At 60.4% G+C, this 16,842-nt stretch carries 12 protein-coding genes and 1 other RNA gene; 9 read left to right on the top strand and 4 right to left on the bottom strand.

The window, feature by feature from the left end; all coding sequences use genetic code 11:
- Nucleotides 1-116: 116 nt before the first annotated feature.
- From ftsE to ssrA, 5 genes are all read left to right on the top strand, one after another.
- Nucleotides 117-806: a cell division ATP-binding protein FtsE gene (ftsE, locus tag L8V00_RS05495; protein ID WP_034964874.1), complete on the top strand. Its 690-nt coding sequence runs from the start codon at nucleotides 117-119 to the stop codon at nucleotides 804-806.
- A gap of 43 nt (nucleotides 807-849) precedes the next feature.
- Complete coding sequence (gene ftsX, locus L8V00_RS05500) at nucleotides 850-1,752, top strand: permease-like cell division protein FtsX (protein WP_269944444.1); 903 nt, start codon at nucleotides 850-852, stop codon at nucleotides 1,750-1,752.
- A gap of 86 nt (nucleotides 1,753-1,838) precedes the next feature.
- The gene (gene smpB / locus L8V00_RS05505; protein ID WP_269944445.1) at nucleotides 1,839-2,402 is read left to right on the top strand and encodes an SsrA-binding protein SmpB; all 564 of its coding nucleotides are present in this window, start codon (nucleotides 1,839-1,841) and stop codon (nucleotides 2,400-2,402) included.
- Between the two features lie 63 nt (nucleotides 2,403-2,465).
- Entirely contained in the window at nucleotides 2,466-3,425 is a 960-nt protein-coding gene (locus tag L8V00_RS05510; RefSeq protein WP_269944446.1) for a hypothetical protein, read from the top strand.
- Between the two features lie 67 nt (nucleotides 3,426-3,492).
- Nucleotides 3,493-3,875: a transfer-messenger RNA gene (gene ssrA, locus L8V00_RS05515) on the top strand.
- Between the two features lie 48 nt (nucleotides 3,876-3,923).
- Here the strand turns inward: ssrA and L8V00_RS05520 are convergent.
- Nucleotides 3,924-4,382, bottom strand: coding sequence for a hypothetical protein (locus L8V00_RS05520; protein ID WP_269944447.1), 459 nt, complete (start codon nucleotides 4,380-4,382; stop codon nucleotides 3,924-3,926).
- A gap of 856 nt (nucleotides 4,383-5,238) precedes the next feature.
- Here L8V00_RS05520 and L8V00_RS05525 point away from each other — a divergent pair.
- Together L8V00_RS05525 and L8V00_RS05530 are read left to right on the top strand one after the other, a co-directional pair.
- Nucleotides 5,239-7,962: a DEAD/DEAH box helicase family protein gene (locus L8V00_RS05525; protein ID WP_269944448.1), complete on the top strand. Its 2,724-nt coding sequence runs from the start codon at nucleotides 5,239-5,241 to the stop codon at nucleotides 7,960-7,962.
- A 23-nt stretch (nucleotides 7,963-7,985) separates the two neighbouring features.
- Nucleotides 7,986-9,341 (top strand): Na+/H+ antiporter family protein, encoded by a 1,356-nt coding sequence (locus L8V00_RS05530; RefSeq protein ID WP_269944449.1) that lies wholly within the window; start codon nucleotides 7,986-7,988, stop codon nucleotides 9,339-9,341.
- Between the two features lie 61 nt (nucleotides 9,342-9,402).
- Here the strand turns inward: L8V00_RS05530 and L8V00_RS05535 are convergent, their stop codons facing one another.
- Both L8V00_RS05535 and L8V00_RS05540 read right to left on the bottom strand, forming a co-directional pair.
- On the bottom strand, nucleotides 9,403-10,950 hold the full coding sequence (locus L8V00_RS05535; RefSeq protein WP_269944450.1) for a metallophosphoesterase: 1,548 nt from the start codon (nucleotides 10,948-10,950) through the stop codon (nucleotides 9,403-9,405).
- 99 nt (nucleotides 10,951-11,049) lie between these two features.
- Nucleotides 11,050-12,723, bottom strand: coding sequence for an AMP-binding protein (locus L8V00_RS05540; RefSeq protein ID WP_269944451.1), 1,674 nt, complete (start codon nucleotides 12,721-12,723; stop codon nucleotides 11,050-11,052).
- Nucleotides 12,724-12,888: 165 nt separating this feature from the next.
- Here L8V00_RS05540 and L8V00_RS05545 point away from each other — a divergent pair, with 165 nt between their 5' ends.
- Complete coding sequence (locus tag L8V00_RS05545) at nucleotides 12,889-13,443, top strand: lipoprotein LpqH (protein ID WP_269944452.1); 555 nt, start codon at nucleotides 12,889-12,891, stop codon at nucleotides 13,441-13,443.
- Between the two features lie 50 nt (nucleotides 13,444-13,493).
- On the opposite strand, the gene L8V00_RS05550 is transcribed toward L8V00_RS05545, so the two are convergent.
- Complete coding sequence (locus L8V00_RS05550) at nucleotides 13,494-14,939, bottom strand: alanine/glycine:cation symporter family protein (RefSeq protein ID WP_070487179.1); 1,446 nt, start codon at nucleotides 14,937-14,939, stop codon at nucleotides 13,494-13,496.
- A gap of 229 nt (nucleotides 14,940-15,168) precedes the next feature.
- Here L8V00_RS05550 and pgm point away from each other — a divergent pair, with 229 nt between their 5' ends.
- Nucleotides 15,169-16,824 carry a phosphoglucomutase (alpha-D-glucose-1,6-bisphosphate-dependent) gene (pgm, locus tag L8V00_RS05555; protein ID WP_070487177.1) on the top strand — a complete coding sequence of 552 codons (1,656 nt, stop codon included), beginning with the start codon at nucleotides 15,169-15,171 and terminating at the stop codon, nucleotides 16,822-16,824.
- Nucleotides 16,825-16,842: the final 18 nt, after the last annotated feature.

Raw genomic sequence — 16,842 nt, forward strand, 5'->3', positions numbered from 1 at the left:
TGGGGTGCGTCGAGACAGCAGAAGTCCAGAATCAACCAAGCCACATGAAGCTACAGAAGTAACAACAGTCACTCTGGACTATCTTTGCCCCACTAGTTTCGCTACACTGTGTGCTCGTGATCACCTTCGAGAATGTAACCAAGAGCTATCTGTCTTCCGGGCGGCCGGCCCTGGACAACATCACCCTGGACATCGAAAAGGGTGAGTTCGTCTTCCTTATCGGCCCCTCCGGCTCCGGTAAGTCCACGTTCCTGCAGCTCATCCTGCGCGAGGAAAAGCTGGATTCCGGAGACCTGCACGTCGCCGGCTACCACGTGAACAAGATCAAGGGGCGGGATGTGCCGAAGCTGCGCCAGCGCATCGGCTATGTCTTCCAGGACTTCCGCCTGCTGCCGAAGAAGACTGTCTTCGACAACGTTGCCTTCGCCCTCGAGGTCATTGGCAAGAAGCGCGCAGAAATTCAGCACTTGGTGCCTGCCGCGTTGAAGACCGTTGGCCTCGACGGAAAGGAAAACCGCTTCCCGCACGAGCTGTCGGGTGGCGAACAGCAGCGCGTGGCGATCGCGCGGGCGTCAGTAAATAAGCCTTTGGTCCTGCTGGCGGACGAGCCGACAGGCAACCTGGACCCCGATACTTCATCAGAGATCATGATGCTGCTCAACCGCATTAACCAGAACGGTACGACCGTGGTGATGTCCACCCACGACGATGTGGCGGTGGACTCCATGCGTAAGCGCGTGATCGAGCTGTCGAAGGGCAAGCTCGTGCGCGATGACGAGCTCGGTATGTACGGCGTGGGCCACTAATACGGAACTGTACGGATCAGTAGGGAACAGTAGGGAAACATTAATGAAGACCAACTTTGTGTTCCGCGAGGCGTTTTCGGGCCTGCGCCGCAACATGACGATGACGATCGCGATGATCATCACCACCTCCATCGCGCTGGCGCTGCTGGCCACCGGCTTTTTGCTGAGTGCGATGACGGAGCGGACGAAGGACATCTACTTCGACCGCATCGAAGTGATGGTGCAGCTCGACGACGAGATTTCGAGCTCCGACCCAACGTGTGCTTCCCCGGAGTGCTCCGAGATTAAGCAGCAGTTGGAGGGCGACGAAGCGGTTAAGTCCGTGACCTTCCGTAATAAGGAGCAGTCCTACGAGCGTTTCGTGGAGCTGTTCGGCGACTCCGACCCGCAGCTGGTGGAGCAGACGGAGAAGGATGCGCTGCCCGCCGCCTTCCACGTGCGCCTGGCCGATCCGGAGAACTCCGCGCCCATCGACGCGCTGCGCGACAACCCGGTGGTGACGAACATCGTGGACCAGGGCGACAACCTGGAGGCTGCGATGCGCAACCTGGACTCCATCCGCAACGCTTCCTTCATCGTGGCCGCGGTTCAGGCCATCGCCGCAATCTTCCTGATCATGAACATGGTGCAGATCACCGCCTACTCGCGCCGCAGTGAGATCAGCATTATGCGCATGGTTGGTGCCTCACGCTGGTATACCCAGGCTCCGTTCGTCCTGGAGGCCATGATGGCCGCCCTGATCGGTGCGGTGCTGGCGGTTGGTGGCATGTTCGCCGCGAAGATCCTGGTGGTCGATCGCGCCTTGAAGGCCGTATACGACCAGCAGCTCGTGGCGCGCGTGACGAACAGCGACTTGTGGTTGGCTGCGCCGTTTGTGGTGCTGGTCGGCGTGGTCGTCGCGGCTATCACCGCGCAGGTTACTTTGCGCTGGTATGTGAAGAACTAGCGCTGCGCTTGCGCTAAGCCAGCACTGCATTAGCGCTCTCAAGCATTTTCGCTCGAAGGGGCGCCCGGTGGTAGTGTGTGGCTGTCATGGCAGCAAAAAAGAGCACTCCCACCGATTCGGGGAAATCGAAGGGGAAAAAGGGTAAGCCCCAGAAGGGGCAAAAAGGTACAGGTCAGAAGGGGACTGGCCAGTTCGTCGTTGCCACTAACCACAAGGCACGCCACGATTACCACATCATCGATACCTACGAGTGCGGTGTCGTACTGGTGGGCACGGAAGTTAAATCTTTGCGGGAGGGCAAGGCTTCTCTTGTTGACGCCTACGCCACCATTGATGAAGGCGAGGTCTGGCTGCGCGGACTTCATATCCCGGAGTACTCCATGGGGCACTGGACGAACCATAGCCCCCGCCGTACCCGCAAGCTGCTACTGCACCGCCGGGAAATCGACTCGCTTATGGGCAAGGTTCGCGACGGAAACAACACTTTGGTTCCGCTGCAGCTGTACTTCGTCGCCGGCAAGCTGAAGGTGGAGCTGGCGCTGGCGCGCGGTAAGCAGGAATACGACAAGCGCCAGGACATCAAGCGCCGTACGGAAGAGCGTGAGATCACGCGCGAAATGGGCCGGCGAATCAAGGGGATCAAGGGCTAGGTAGCGGTAGCGCATAGGGAGCGCCTATTGAACGGGTCTTCGCGTTTTGATACTTTCGGGCCTGTGAAAAATGACGACGTGGAGCACTGGTCCCTGAAGCACCCGGAATTCGGGCTGCTTGAGCTGTTTATCGGCGAACCAGATGCACTGCGGGAAATCGATCCCGACTTCCCCGCGTCCGATAAGAAAACCGACGCGGAAAACAGCACCGAGCCGGAGGCAGAAGAGGTAGCTGAGGGTGATGCGGGGGACGAGAGGGCGTCCACAAAAGAAGACAGCGAGAAGTTCTACAAGAGGCTGGAAGAGAAACTAGACGACCTCGATAAGGACCGTCAGCTGCTCGTGCGTCGCGACGGGGTAACGATCGCAAGGTACAAGAGCCTCGAGAATCAAAAGATTGACCTAGGCAAGACCGAGGCGACCGTTAAGGCTGGGAAGTACGGCGGTGAGATGACGCTCAGCGCGCCTTACCTGGGGTGGACGTCGAACTTCCTCGATAGCTGGATGATCGAGGTTAAGGTGAAGGACGACGAGGGGGTGGTGGTCTTCGACCCGCCTGAAGGTTCGCGGGCGGCTAAGCGTTGGGAGGCGATGGAGGAGTCGCCGTTCAAGCGCTGGTTCTTTCCCCTGATTACCGGGCTGGGGAAGGGCGGTTGGGCGCTGGCCGTGATCGTGCTGGGGCCGTTAGTTTCGCGATTGATCTCGTGGCTATTGAGCTTCGTGCCGGACTGGGATATCGATATCCCGTGGCCGGACATTAATCTTCCGTCGATCCCGTGGCCGGACATTAACCTGCCTTCCATTCCGTGGCCGGAGATCAACCTTCCCTCGATTCCTTGGCCGGACTGGCACATGCCCGAATGGATGGAACCGATTCTGCGCGTGGTGGAATTCATGGCGGACTACAGCAAGGTATGGGTGCCTGTGGTGATAGGCATTGCGGTCGGGCTAATGGCGGTGAAGAACAACAAGAAGTCCAAGGAGCGCAAGGCGAAATGGCAAGAGGAGCAGACGGATTCTTGAATCAGTGCCACACGCGGGTGTAAGGTTAGATTTCCTGTTGTACAAGCGTTTCCGCAGCAGGAATCACGGGGTCGACTTGGTTTCGACTTTGTGCATTGAGCCAGGGGAAGCGTGCCGGTGAAGGCAGACGACCACCGATTTTAAGCGTCGCTGCGATTTTATAAGCGCCGAGAACACTCAGCGCGACTACGCCCTCGCTGCCTAATTACAGCGACCGCGTGTCTGTCAGCCCGGGTATGTCCCTGACCCGGTAGCTGGCATCGACTTAAGGGACTTGCCGCACGGCTTTGTTGCTTGGGCCGTGTGGGACTCTTTTCGAGCAACTGGGCCCATCATCCAGGCTGGTTCGTGAGCGCTGGAGGGTCGAGCAGAGGTCACGTGCGAACTGCGCACGGAGAAGCCCTGGCGAGGTCGCAAAGGACCCGGGTTCAATTCCCGGCGGCTCCACAGAACGCATTACCCCAGTTCGGAGATGAGCTGGGGTTTTGTTGTGCTCAATTAACAAGCTGGAATTGGAATGCCATCCGCTTTCAGATATTTAGGGAGAAAGCCATAATGTGCTTCCCAAACATGGTGCTGGTTTAGTTTAGTGTGCAGGGGGTTACCAGTTGCGACCTTCCGATCTAGGGCAACCGCGCATCGTTCAGCGGCTAGCTTAGAAGTGAACGCCGCCACTAGTTCTGGGTCAAAATCGTCTGCTCTTCTTTCTTCCTCCTGGGCAGGTCCAGATCGGAAAACCAGAAAGATTACATCGGAAGGAAGTTTTCTGAGTAGCGTCCTATACCAGTCGTTAATGGTTACTTCTTCAATCCAGCAGCTGTACATTTTTGATTCTACATATTCGGCCATTGCGTCTGCTTGTTTTCGATTACGTGCAACACCGACGAAGTCTTCTTGAAGAGTTTCTTTTTGGTGAGAGAAGAGTGCGAGCACGCTCGGGTATGCAGCTTTAAGCATGGAGCCTCCTCAGGCTCTACAGGAGGTGCGAAATGTATCAGTATTAATGACGGCATGATAGGTTACCCCGTTGGCGACTACTCTGCCTACCGTATTGCCGATGAAAGAAGTGTTGACTAGACCTTTACATTGGAATTCAATATTTTTTTGTTCTAGTCGCGCTGCGCCTCTGTTTGTCGAACGGGTGGGGACTCCGTGCTTAAGGCTAGCGTCTTTCCACCACAAATAGTATTTATACTTTAGTCTACTTTCGTGCCGAATGGATTGAACCTTTTGGTTGCAGATGGTAACTGGTTTAAATCCAATTACTCGAGCATCCCCATTGTTGGTCCTTGTTCTCACGTGTATATTTCTCGGAATTAGTGTACAAGGGCCTAGTCTTTGAGAAAGGGCGTAAGGTTGTGTTATTTTATCCTCCTGGTTTATTATTCTTATTGCTTCGGAGGGGGTATCTGACTGAATGTACTCTATCGATTTTTCCAGTTCAGGAAGAGGGGTCTTGTTTTCGGATGTTATTGGAGTCGGAGGGCTGGGTATCGGACCGCTGCCCATTGCTATCGATATGGCGCTCACGATGGATAAGAATGGGTGAAAGTGTGACATATTATCCCTGGTAGTCTGTTTTGTGTGGAATGTACTGGAGTCGGCTTTGATTGGGTGCCAAGTTTGCTTGTCTCGGTGAATTGAGCTTCAACGCTCGAGGTGAAAGACGCTGTCAATAGTATACTGCGCTTCTGAAGAGCTTGAAGGTCTTAGTGGGCAGTGTCTGGAAGAGGAGAGGTAGGAACGCATTTAGGCGGAGGTTTTCGCTGACTACAAGGAGGGCATGTGTGCCTGATCGGTTAGACTTGCCCGCATGGCAGCGCCCGATCCACAACCGCAACCCAGCTGGCGCTTTGCCGGGACTTTCCGGCCGTATCAGCAGCGCATCCTCGAACGCTTCGGTGACCTGAAGCAGGATCACCGCATCCACATTGTCGCCGCTCCCGGTTCGGGCAAAACGATTCTCGGACTGGAACTCATCTGCCGCCTCGGCCAACCAGCCCTGATCCTGGCTCCCACCATCACCATCCGCGACCAGTGGATCGACCGTTTCACGGCGCACTTTCAACACAACGGCACATCGAACCCGCGGGAATGGTGTTCCACCTCGCTACACAACCCAGCCTTCCTCACGGTTATCACCTACCAGGCGCTGTACTCCGCATATACTCAGGCGCTCGACGAGGAAACGGGAGAGGACTTCGCGGACCTCGACATTCTCGAAGCGGTTCGCGACATCGGAACGGTGTGCCTCGACGAAGCGCACCATCTGCGCTCCCAGTGGCACCGCGCCCTGACAGCCTTCATGAACCAGCTGGGCCGCCGAAAAGCAGTGCTCAACACCATCGCGCTCACGGCCACTCCGCCTTATGATTCCACCCCCAGCGAATGGCAGCGCTACGAGCAGCTATGCGGCCCTATCGACGAGGAGATCTTCGCCCCGGAACTCGTGGCCGCCGGTAACCTGTGCCCGCATCAGGACTACGTCTACGTTACGAAGCCCAGTCGGGAAGAAGAACAGGAAATCGCCGAGCTGCGTCGGCGTGGCAACGAAGTGCTAATGGACCTGCAACGGCAGGGCATCTTGGCGCAACTGGCAGAGGACCTCGGCCAACTCACGGACGAACAGCTGCAGATTGCCCTCGACGACGAGGAGAATTTCTACGCCCTTAAAATCCTTCTTGCCGCTGCTGGGCACCCGATAGCACCGCATATCCAGGCGATACTCAGCGAAAAGCGCCCGGAACTCTCCGGCGAGCTGGGGCTTCAGTTCGTCATCGACCATCCCGACTTCTTCCGCGCCAGCCCGACGGTGGCCTCTTCTCTGCGGGCGAATAACCTGCTGAACAAGGGGAAGATTTCCGTTACCGGAGAGAAGAAGGTCAACCGGATCCTCACCCACTCCGCGGGCAAGGTCCGCGCCGTCAGTGATATTGCCGAAGAAGAAGTCTCCGCGATGTCCGAAAATCTGCGCATGGTGATCCTCGCGGATTACGTTCAGCGGGATTACCTGTCCAGCGTGGGCAGTGACGATGCCCTGGTCCACGTGGGCGTCATCCCCATCTTCGAAGCGCTGCGACGGCGCGTAGGCGGCACCACAAAAATCGCCGCCATCAGCGGCTCAGTGATCGTCATCCCGCGCTCGGCGCTGGACGAGGTGAAGCGTTTCGCGGCGCACCTCGACGGGGAAGTCACCGCCGCCAAGGACCTCAATGACGAGTATGTGGAGGTGCGCTTTTCCGGCGGCACGAGGGTGTCTGTGCCCGCCATTACCCGCGCCTTTCAGGAAGGATTGTTCACGATCCTGGTGGGCACCGCCGCCTTGCTGGGGGAGGGGTGGGATTCGCCCTGCGCCAATGCGCTAATCATCGCCAGCTCCGTGCGCGCGTTTATGCTGACGAACCAGATGCGCGGCCGGGTGATCCGGGTGGATCCCACCGTTCCTGATAAGACCGCGAATATCTGGCACATCGCAACGTGCGAACCGAGCCAAGGTTCCGGGCGCGGGATGTGGCTCGACCAGGTGGCACAGAGCGGGGCGCAGGCGCTGAACGTCGGTACGGGGGAGTCACTGGACGTGCTGGGCTCACACGACGTGCGCTCGCTGCAGAAGCGCTTCGAGGCTTTCGTCGCGCCGCGCGCCGATGCGCCGGTGATCGAGAACGGTTTCGACCGCTGCTTCACCGAGCCACCCCTGCGGGCCTATCGCAGCATCGATGCCGCCAACGAACAGATGCTGGCACGGGCCTTCCGTCGGGACCTAATGCGCAACCAGTGGCTAGAAGCCCTAGACATGGGGAATGTGCCGGATGGCCAGCCCTACGAGATGCAGTTCCACATCGACGTTGAAAAGCCCGCATCGGCCGGGGTGGTGCCTTACCTGGACGTTATTTTGGGCTACATCTTCATCCTCGCGGTCATGTTCGGGCTGGCGGTGGGGCGAGCCCTTCCGCACCTCCCGGTCGGGGGACAGTGGCTGGCTTTCGGGGTGCTCGCACTGCTCGGCGGTGCGGCGGCCTTGCTACGCACGCGGAAGGTCCAGCAGCTGACGGATACCACCAAGCGCCTGAAAGCCGAGGCCACGGCCCTGGCGCGCACCCTCAGCGCCCTCGGCTTGATCGAAACTCGCAATCTCATGGCCATCGTCGACGAAGGCGCCATCGGCGCGAATGTACGCCTGTCCGGCGGAACCTTCGCCGAAAGGAAGCTTTTTGCGGACGCCATGACTCAGCTGTCTGGGGAGGTCCGCAACGCGCGCTACCTCATTGCGCCCGCGCATCAGGTTCGCATCCGTGGAATCTTCTGCGCCCAGTCGGTGCCCGACGTGCTCGGCACGCGCCGGGAGAACGTGGATGAGTTCTTGCGCCAACTCCAGCGCGTAGGCCTGCCGATGCGTGCGGTGTACACCCGCAGCCAGGAGGGCCGGGAGTTCCTCTTGCAGGCGCGCAAGCTCAGCGGAACCAACATTGCAGCTCGCTTGGCTAGCCAGACGCGGCGCTACGAGAAGCAGTCACCGTTGGAATTTCCTATTGTCTGACCTCTCACACTATTCTAAGGTGCATGAACGCAGTCCTAGTTGCCGTCGTCGTCATGCTGGTCCTCGCCCTGCTTCGGGTGCATGTGGTTCTGGCGCTTTTCATCGGAGCCATCGTCGGTGGTCTCCTCAGCGGCCTTGGCCTTGATGCCACGATGGTGGCCTTCCAGGAAGGCCTCTCCGGCGGCGCGAAAATCGCGCTGAGCTATGCCCTGCTCGGTGCCTTTGCGATGGCCGTCGCCAGCGCGGGACTGCCCAAGCTTCTGGCGGACTCTCTGCTGGGGAAACTGGGCGTCACTAACGAAGAAACAAAGAGCCGCGCCGCTGCTGTAACGAAATGGCTGATGCTGGCCGGCATCCTCGCGATGGCCGTGATGAGCCAGAACCTCATCCCCGTGCACATCGCGTTCATTCCGCTGATCATCCCGCCGCTGCTGAGCGTTTTCAACAAGCTGCAGCTGGACCGCCGTCTGGTCACCTGTATCCTGACGTTCGGCCTGATCACCACGTACATGTGGATCCCGCTGGGCTTCGGCTCGATCTTCCTGAACGACATCCTGCTGGGCAATATCAACAACGCGGGCATGAGCACCGATGGCATCAACGTGATGAAGGCCATGGGCATCCCGGCGCTGGGCATGCTCGCGGGTCTACTGATCGCGGTCTTTATCACCTACCGCAAGCCGCGCGAGTACGAGGAGCGCCCGATTGTGGAGGTCGAGACCGACCCGGCCGGGGAGGTCTCCCGCTACAAAATCATCGTCTCCGTCGTTGCGATCATCGCCACCTTCGCCGTGCAGGTCGTTATGCAGGCTATGGATATGGAGGCCGATTCGCTGTTGGTCGGTGCCCTGGTTGGTCTGACGATTTTCATGGGCACCGGCGCGGTCGATTGGAAGAAGGCCGACGATGTCTTCACCGCCGGTATGCGCATGATGGCTCTGATCGGCTTCATCATGATCACCGCCCAGGGTTTCGCCGCGGTCATGCAGGCCACCGGTGAGGTCGAAAGCCTGGTCAACACCTCCGCCGACCTGTTCGCGGGTAACAAGGCCGCCGCCGCCCTGGTGATGCTGCTGGTCGGCCTGGTGGTCACCATGGGCATCGGCTCGAGCTTCTCCACCCTGCCGATTGTCGCAACGATCTACGTGCCTTTGTGCGCATCGATGGGCTTCTCGCCGCTCGCCACCGTGGCGATTGTGGGTACTGCGGGTGCTCTTGGTGACGCCGGCTCCCCGGCCTCCGACTCGACCCTAGGCCCCACGTCGGGTCTGAACGCGGATGGCCAGCACGACCACATCCGGGATTCCGTGATCCCGACGTTCCTGCACTTTAATATTCCGCTGCTGATCGCCGGCTGGATCGCGGCGATGGTTCTGTAGCTGCTAGAACTCACCAGCAGGTAGGGCGCTGGTATATAGGGGGCATCAAAGGGGAGGGGCGCTAATAGCGCACCACCAGGTTGCGTGCGTCCGTCGGCCCCAGCAGGATCTCCGGCGCCAGGCCGAAGTTGGTCCAGCGGGTACGGCTGGCCCAGTCCAGGGCTTCCTCTCCCATGTTGTGGCGGAAGTTCACGGCAATACCATCGGAGTAGAAGCGTAGCTGGGTGGCTCCGGTGGGCCAGTTTTTCGCCGCGGGGGTTTCCAGGAATACCGCGTGGGTATCAACGTCCGGCTTATCTCGATGCGCGCGGTGAGTGTGGCCGGCCAACACCAGCTTTACGCCCGGCGCCGCCTGAATCATCTTCTGCAGTCTGATCAGATCCGGGTCACGCAGAATAAAAGCAGGTCCGGCAGCGTTCGACCAGCCGGCCTCGCGCGTCATGGGGTGGTGCAGCATCAGCACGGTTGGCTTATTTGGGTCGCGGCGCAAGAAGCCTTCGATCTGGCGGAATTGCTGTGGCTCGATCCGCCCGCCAGACTTGTCCAGTTCCGTGGAATCAATGCCGATCACGCGCACGCCCGCGGGCTCTAGATCCATCATCCAGGCCTGTTGTCGCGGCTCGAAGACGTCACCGAAGGGGTCGAAGTGCTCCTTGCCGTAAGGAGAAGCGGTTTCGTAACCGGAGGAGTCGTCGGCTTTGTGAGGCCGGTCGTGGTTGCCACGGGTTACACGCCAGGTGCCGGAGAACGTATCCAGCATCTCCTTGGCACGTCGCACCTCGGCCGGGCGGGCTTCACTCGTGACATCGCCATTGACAAACAGGTGTGTAGCGCCGCAATCCTCGGCGGTCTTAATGACCGCATCCAGGCACACCTCCGGGTAGGGTGCGGATTTCGGATTGGGCACCGCCGGTGGTGGAAAGCCATCGAACCACAGGCCATCCTGGGCCTCACCCATGTGCACATCGTTCGCCACGACCACGGTCTGCAGTACCTCGCCGGACAATCTAGGCAAGGTTGTGAACTCTTTCTTCTTTTCCTGGAAGTAGTTGTGAGTCGCGTTGGCTTCGATGCCATGGGAGGAGGCGCTGAAGCGATACTTTGTCTCCGGTTTTAGGCCTTCGATAGTCATGATGTGGAAGAAGGTGTTCTTCTCCGAGCGCACGACCTTCGTATCTTGGGGGTTATCTTCCGGCCATACGAGCAGCGTGCCTTCGGTCGGCATACCCACGGGGCGCTCGGCGATGCTCACCTTTGCGTCCCACGTCAGCCAGCTAATCGTCACTGAATCCTCCGTGACAGTGACTACCTGCAGGTCACCGGCAAGGAAAGCGCCGTTGGGGCCGGTGCCCTTGTGCCCCATAACCCAGCCGGTCTCGGAGCTGCCGATGTTGCTTGGGGTGAAGCTCGCCGACCCCGCCAAGCTTGGAGTATTAGCGGATCCCAGGGCTGAACTCCCGGCTAACCCACTGCCCGACAGGCTGGAACCGCCTGTGCCTGGTGCCGCACCGGCCTTCGCAAGCGGCCCTACCACGAAGGCTGCAGAACCGGCGCTGAAGCCTAGTGCTTTGAAGAATCGGCGTCGAGAGAAAATACCTTTATTACCCATAAAGACAAAGGGTAAAAGGTGCGCGTGACCAGCAACCAGCCTAAAAGCAGCGGGTAAGGAAAGGTCGGGCGAATAGTGGGTTAACGGCCAACACCGTACCTAGTTAATCTTCTGCTCGTGGCCCGCCCACGCTTCCTCGCGCAGTTCATTCTTGCGGACCTTACCCGTGGAGGTGCGAGGCAGCTCGTCGAGAATGCGCACGTCTCGCGGCACCTTGTAGCCGGCGATGTGCGCGCGGCAGTAGGCGATCACGGCCTCTTCCAAAGCGGATTCGTCTCCGCCGCGGGCCTCCGGGCGCAGGGTCACGTATGCGCGCGGACGCTCGCCCCACTTCTCATCTGGTACGCCGATGACTGCACAGTCGGAGATATCCGGGTGGCTGATAACGGCCTGCTCGACCTCGATGGTGGAGATGTTTTCGCCGCCGGAAACTACCACATCCTTGGCACGATCCATCAGCTGGATATAGCCGTTGGGGTGCATTACTCCGAGGTCACCAGTGTGGAACCAGCCGCCACGGAAGGCGTGGGCGGTGGCTTCCTCGTCCTTAAAATATCCGGCCATGATGCCATTGCCGGTCAGGATGATCTCGCCCAGCGTCGCACCGTCGGCGGGCACGTCCACCAGCGCTTCGTCTAGGGTTTCGGTCGGCTGGATTACGCGGACGTCTTCGTTGGTGATGGACGCCACGCCCTGGCGCGCCTTCAGAACCGCGCGGCGGCGAACCGTCATGTCCGCCCATTCGGGCTGCGCCTCGCAGACGGTGAACGGCCCGTAGCTCTCGGTCAGGCCGTACACGTGGGTAACCTCCACGCCGATGTTCTCGCAGCGGGTGATGGTCGTCGGGCTCGGCGGCGCGCCCGCGGTGGTGACACGCAGATTCGTCACACGGCGCTTGTTTTCGTCATCTACCAGGGTGTTCAGCACTGCCGGGGCGCCGCACATGGCAGTCACACCTTCGGTGCGGATCAGCTCCCACATCTCCGGGCCACGCACCGCGCGCAGCGCCACCTGGGTTGCGCTGACGGCCATTGCCGCCCAGCCTGTGCACCAGCCGGAGCAGTGGAACATCGGCAGCGTCCACAGGTACACGGTGTCGTGACTGAAGTGCTGCGTGTGCGCCTGCCCTAGCGCGTTCAGGTATGCGCCGCGGTGGGTGTAGATCACTCCCTTCGGCTTGCCGGTGGTGCCGGAGGTGTAGTTGATCGCGATGGTCTCGTTCTCATCGTGTACGCGGTAGGGCAGTGGCTCTTCGTCGCGGTGCCCGGCCAGGTAGTCGCTAAATGTTGTTACTAGTGACGCCCCCTGCGCGTCAGTTGCCCCGTTTTCAACCGGGGGCTCTACGCCTTCCTTGTCGGCGATGTACACGGCTCGGCGGAGGTCTCGTTCACCGCTGGCGAGGATGGGGTCGATCAGTTCCTTCTCACCGACGAGGACGTCGATGGAGGAGTGGTCGAGGATGTAGTTAACTTCCTTGGGTGCGAGGCGGGTGTTGATCGGCACCGTCACCGCATTAGCCAGCGGCACGGCGAACTGAGCGAGCAGAGCCTCGTAGCTATTAGCAGCGAGAATGCCCACGCGGTCGCCCTCGGCCACCTGGTCGGCGATCAGCGCGTGGGCGAAGGCTTGTGCGTCTTCGTTGAACTCTTGGAAAGTGATGCGCCGTGGTCCGTCGACCGCGGCGATCTTATTGGGGTGAACCTGCGCGGAGCGTTGGAGGAAGCGCAGGGGTGTCAGAGGGGCATTGAGGCCGTGCTGCGATGCGAAAGTCATGTCCGCGACTGTAATCCAGATCACTAATCTCTGTGCGAGGTTTGCGGAAAATGAATTTTGCTACGGTGGGGTGCGATGAGGTATTTAAGATTCGCTAAGAAAACCGCAAGTTCGCAAATCGCTCGTCCCACTTCGCGCATCGCTCGCCGCAGCGCCGCAGTAGTAGTGGCGGCTTCACTGGGTATCTCAGCTGCTGCCTGCGCGTCTGATGATTCCGGCGACGACGCTGCAGAGAAGGAGACCGTGACCACCACGGTGCAGGAAAGCGCTGAGGCTTCCGAAGCTACTGATTCTTCTGATTCTTCTGATTCTCCTGGGGAGTCGGAGCAGTCCCGCGATACTCAGGAAGCCCCCGCCGAGGGAAGCTCGGGCAGCAAACTCCACAGGATCACCGTCGATGGGAAGCCCGTTGATACCAAACTGTTCTCCCCGGTGCGTTGCGAATTGGATGAGGACGACGGACGCGAAGTGCTAGAGGTCGACTTCGGCAAGGATGATGATGACCGCAATGAGCTGGACATCGACATTTACACCGACCAGCCCGCTCTAGAGTCCCTGGACTTCGAATACAAGGACGTGGAATACGAGATCGACGACGACCACGCCGGCTCGGCCACGGTGAAGCGCCAGGGCGACAACTATGTTGTCGAAGGCACCCCGGTGGAGGACGATTCGAACCGTACGATCGCCCTCACCGTGGAGTTCACCTGCGCCAACTAAAGGCCGCCTTATGGCCAGCTGGCTATAAGGCGCTGGCTATAGCGCGCTGCTTACAGTGCGCTGCGCCAGGGGTTCTTGGTATCCACCAGGAACTTCTCCACATCCTCCGGGCGCGCCCGCAGGGTCGGGTCGAAGTCCAGGTAGGCCTTGGTCTCCCGGGCGATGAGTCCGGAGAGGATCAGCATGCCCACCAGGTTCGGCAGTGCCATCAAGCCGTTGGCGATGTCCGCGAAGGTCCAGGCCAGGCCGATTTCCGTGGTAGCACCGACGAAAACCACGCAGGTAAACAGCATGCGGTAGGGCAGGGAAGCCCAGGAGCCGAAAGCGCGCTCCGCGTTGCGCTCGCCGTAGTAGGACCATCCCAGGATCGTGGAGAAGGCGAAGAACACGACGGAGAGGGAGACGATGGTGCCGCCCCACTCCGAGCCAATGCCCTTGCTGAAGGCCTGGGCCGTCATGTTTGCCGCATTTTCCTCGCCCGTATCCCATACGCCGGTGGTGACGATCACCAGGCCGGTCATGGTCACCACGATGATCGTGTCGATAAACGTCTGAGTCATAGAGACCAGGCCCTGACGCACTGGGTGGGTGGTCTTCGCCGCAGCCGCTGCAATTGCCGCCGAGCCCATGCCGGACTCGTTGGAGAAAATGCCGCGGGCCACACCCATCTGCATAGCCAGCATGATGCCCGAGCCTACGAATCCACCGGTGGCAGAGGTTCCCGTGAAGGCGTCATTAAAGATAAGCCCCAGAGCATTCGGGATGTCGCCTGCGTGCAAAGCCAGCACCACAATGCCGCCGCCAATGTAGATAAGAATCATCAGTGGAACGAAGGCCGAGGTCACCTTGCCGATCGAGCTAATGCCACCGAGGAGAACCGCGCCGACTAGCACGAACATCACCGCACCGGTGACGGTAGGGCTGACGTCGAAGGTGTCTTCCAGGCCCGCAGCAACGGCGTTACCCTGCGTCAGGTTGCCGATGCCGAAGGAGGCGATGATGGCCGCGATGGTGAAGAACCACGCCAGGAACGTGCCCAGGCCACCCGGGATGCCCCGCGAAAGGTAGCGCTGCGGACCACCGGAGACATTGCCCTTGGAATCGGCCACGCGGAAGCGCACGCCCAGGAAAGCCTCCGAGTACTTAGAGGCCATACCCACCAGGCCGGTGATCCACATCCAGAACAGCGCGCCAGGCCCGCCGATGGAGATGGCGGTGGCCACACCCACAATGTTGCCCACGCCGACAGTTGCGGCCAGCGCAGTGGTGAGCGCCTGGTACTGGGTGATGTCACCTTCGCCGCCCTCATCGTTCCTGTCGATAAGCCCGTGGCGCAGGGCGACGAACAGTTTGCGGAACTGCACGCCACCCAGGCGGATAGTCAGCCACAGGCCCGTGAGCAGCAGTAAGGGGATCAGGAGCCACTGGCTCCAGATGAACTGGTCGATCTTGTCCAGAGTGTTCTGGAGGGATTCGGCGAAGGAAACGTCTTGCATGGACTACAGAGGTTACGCCTGTAAAGAAGTGAGGAAGAAGAGTTTAGACAAATTCGTTGAGGCTGTTTGCAATTGCCGGGTAACGGCAGTGGTTGTGGCAAGGAGTAGCGACAGGGGCGAGGGCGGGGTGGAAGGGCGCGGCGACAGCGCTGAAAAACCCGCCGGAATCGGGCACGATAAATGGTGAGTAGCAAGAAAATGCTTTCAGGCACCGACCGAAGGAAACATCATGCACCCACGTGCTGGCCAGCCCGCCACCCCCGACGACCTCACCGACATTCCCGCCCTGCTGGAGGCTTACTCCGCCACGGTTCCGAACCTGGCTGACCCGGGCCAGCGCGTGAGCTTCGGCACGTCCGGCCACCGCGGCAGCGCCTTCGACGGTGCCTTCAACGAGCCGCACATCCTGGCGACCACCCAGGCCATCGTTGATTACCGCCGCGAGCAGGGGATCAACGGCCCGGTTTTCATTGGCCGCGACCCCCACGCCCTGTCCGAGCCCGCCGAGGCCACCGCGCTGGAGGTTCTGGCCGGCAACCAGGTGACCGTGAAGGTCGACCAGGAGCGTGGCTTCGTGCCCACCCCGTCGGTCAGCTTCGCCATCCTGGAATACAACAAGCAGCTGCCCGGCGGCCCGGAGGGCAGCGACGCTGGCCGCGCCGACGGTATCGTCGTCACCCCCTCCCACAACCCGCCGCGCGATGGTGGCTTTAAGTACAACCCTCCGACCGGCGGTCCGGCGGATACCGATGCCACTAGCTGGATCGCCCGCCGCGCCAACGAGTACCTGGATGCGGATCTGTCCGGCGTGCAGCGCTCCACCTCCACCGAGCTGGTGGAAAGCCACAACTACCTGGGCAACTACGTTGCCGCCCTGCCGGAGGTTATCGACATTGAGGCCATCCGCAACGCGGGCGTGCGCATCGGCGCCGACCCGATGGGTGGCGCCTCCGTTGCCTACTGGGAGCGCATCGCCGACGTGCACGGCCTGGACCTTACGGTCGTTAACCCCACCATCGACCCGGCCTTCGGGTTCATGACCTTGGACTCCGACGGCAAGATCCGCATGGATTGCTCCTCGCCGTCCGCGATGGCCTCTCTGGTCGATGCGGTCGCGGGCGCCGGTTCTACTTCCTATGGCATCGCTACTGGTAATGACGCCGATTCCGACCGCCATGGAATCGTCACCCCAGACGCAGGCCTGATGAATCCGAACCACTACCTCGCCGTCGCTATCGAGTACCTCTTTAGCCACCGCGAGAACTGGCCGCAGGATGCCGCCGTGGGTAAGACCCTGGTCAGCTCCTCCATGATCGACCGCGTGGTGGCGCGCATGGGCCGCAAGCTGATGGAAGTGCCGGTCGGGTTCAAGTGGTTCGTGCCGGGCCTGGTCAACGGATCCGTGGGCTTTGGTGGAGAAGAATCGGCAGGTGCTTCCTTCCTCCGCCGCGACGGGCAGGTCTGGTCCACCGATAAGGACGGTATTATCGCTGACCTGTTGGCGTCCGAAATCAAGGCAACGACCGGCAAGAGCCCGTCCGAGCGCTACAAGGAACTAGCTGAGGAGCTGGGCGCGCCGCAGTACAAGCGCATCGACGCTCCGGCGAACCGCGAGCAAAAGGAACGCCTGAAGAAGCTCAGCGCCAGTGACGTGGAGGCCACCGAACTGGCGGGCGAGAAGATCGAGGCGATCCTGACCGAGGCGCCGGGCAACGGCGCGGCCATCGGTGGTGTGAAGGTGACCACCGAAAATGCTTGGTTCGCCGCCCGCCCAAGTGGCACGGAGGACAAGTACAAGATTTACGCGGAGTCCTTCAACGGCGCCGAGCACCTGGACAAGGTGCTGGAGGAAGCGCAGGTCGTCGTCGACGGCGTGCTGGGATAACTTCGCGGTTCCCTGCAG

It is taken from the genome of Corynebacterium evansiae, assembly GCF_027570065.1.
Taxonomy (GTDB): domain Bacteria; phylum Actinomycetota; class Actinomycetes; order Mycobacteriales; family Mycobacteriaceae; genus Corynebacterium; species Corynebacterium evansiae.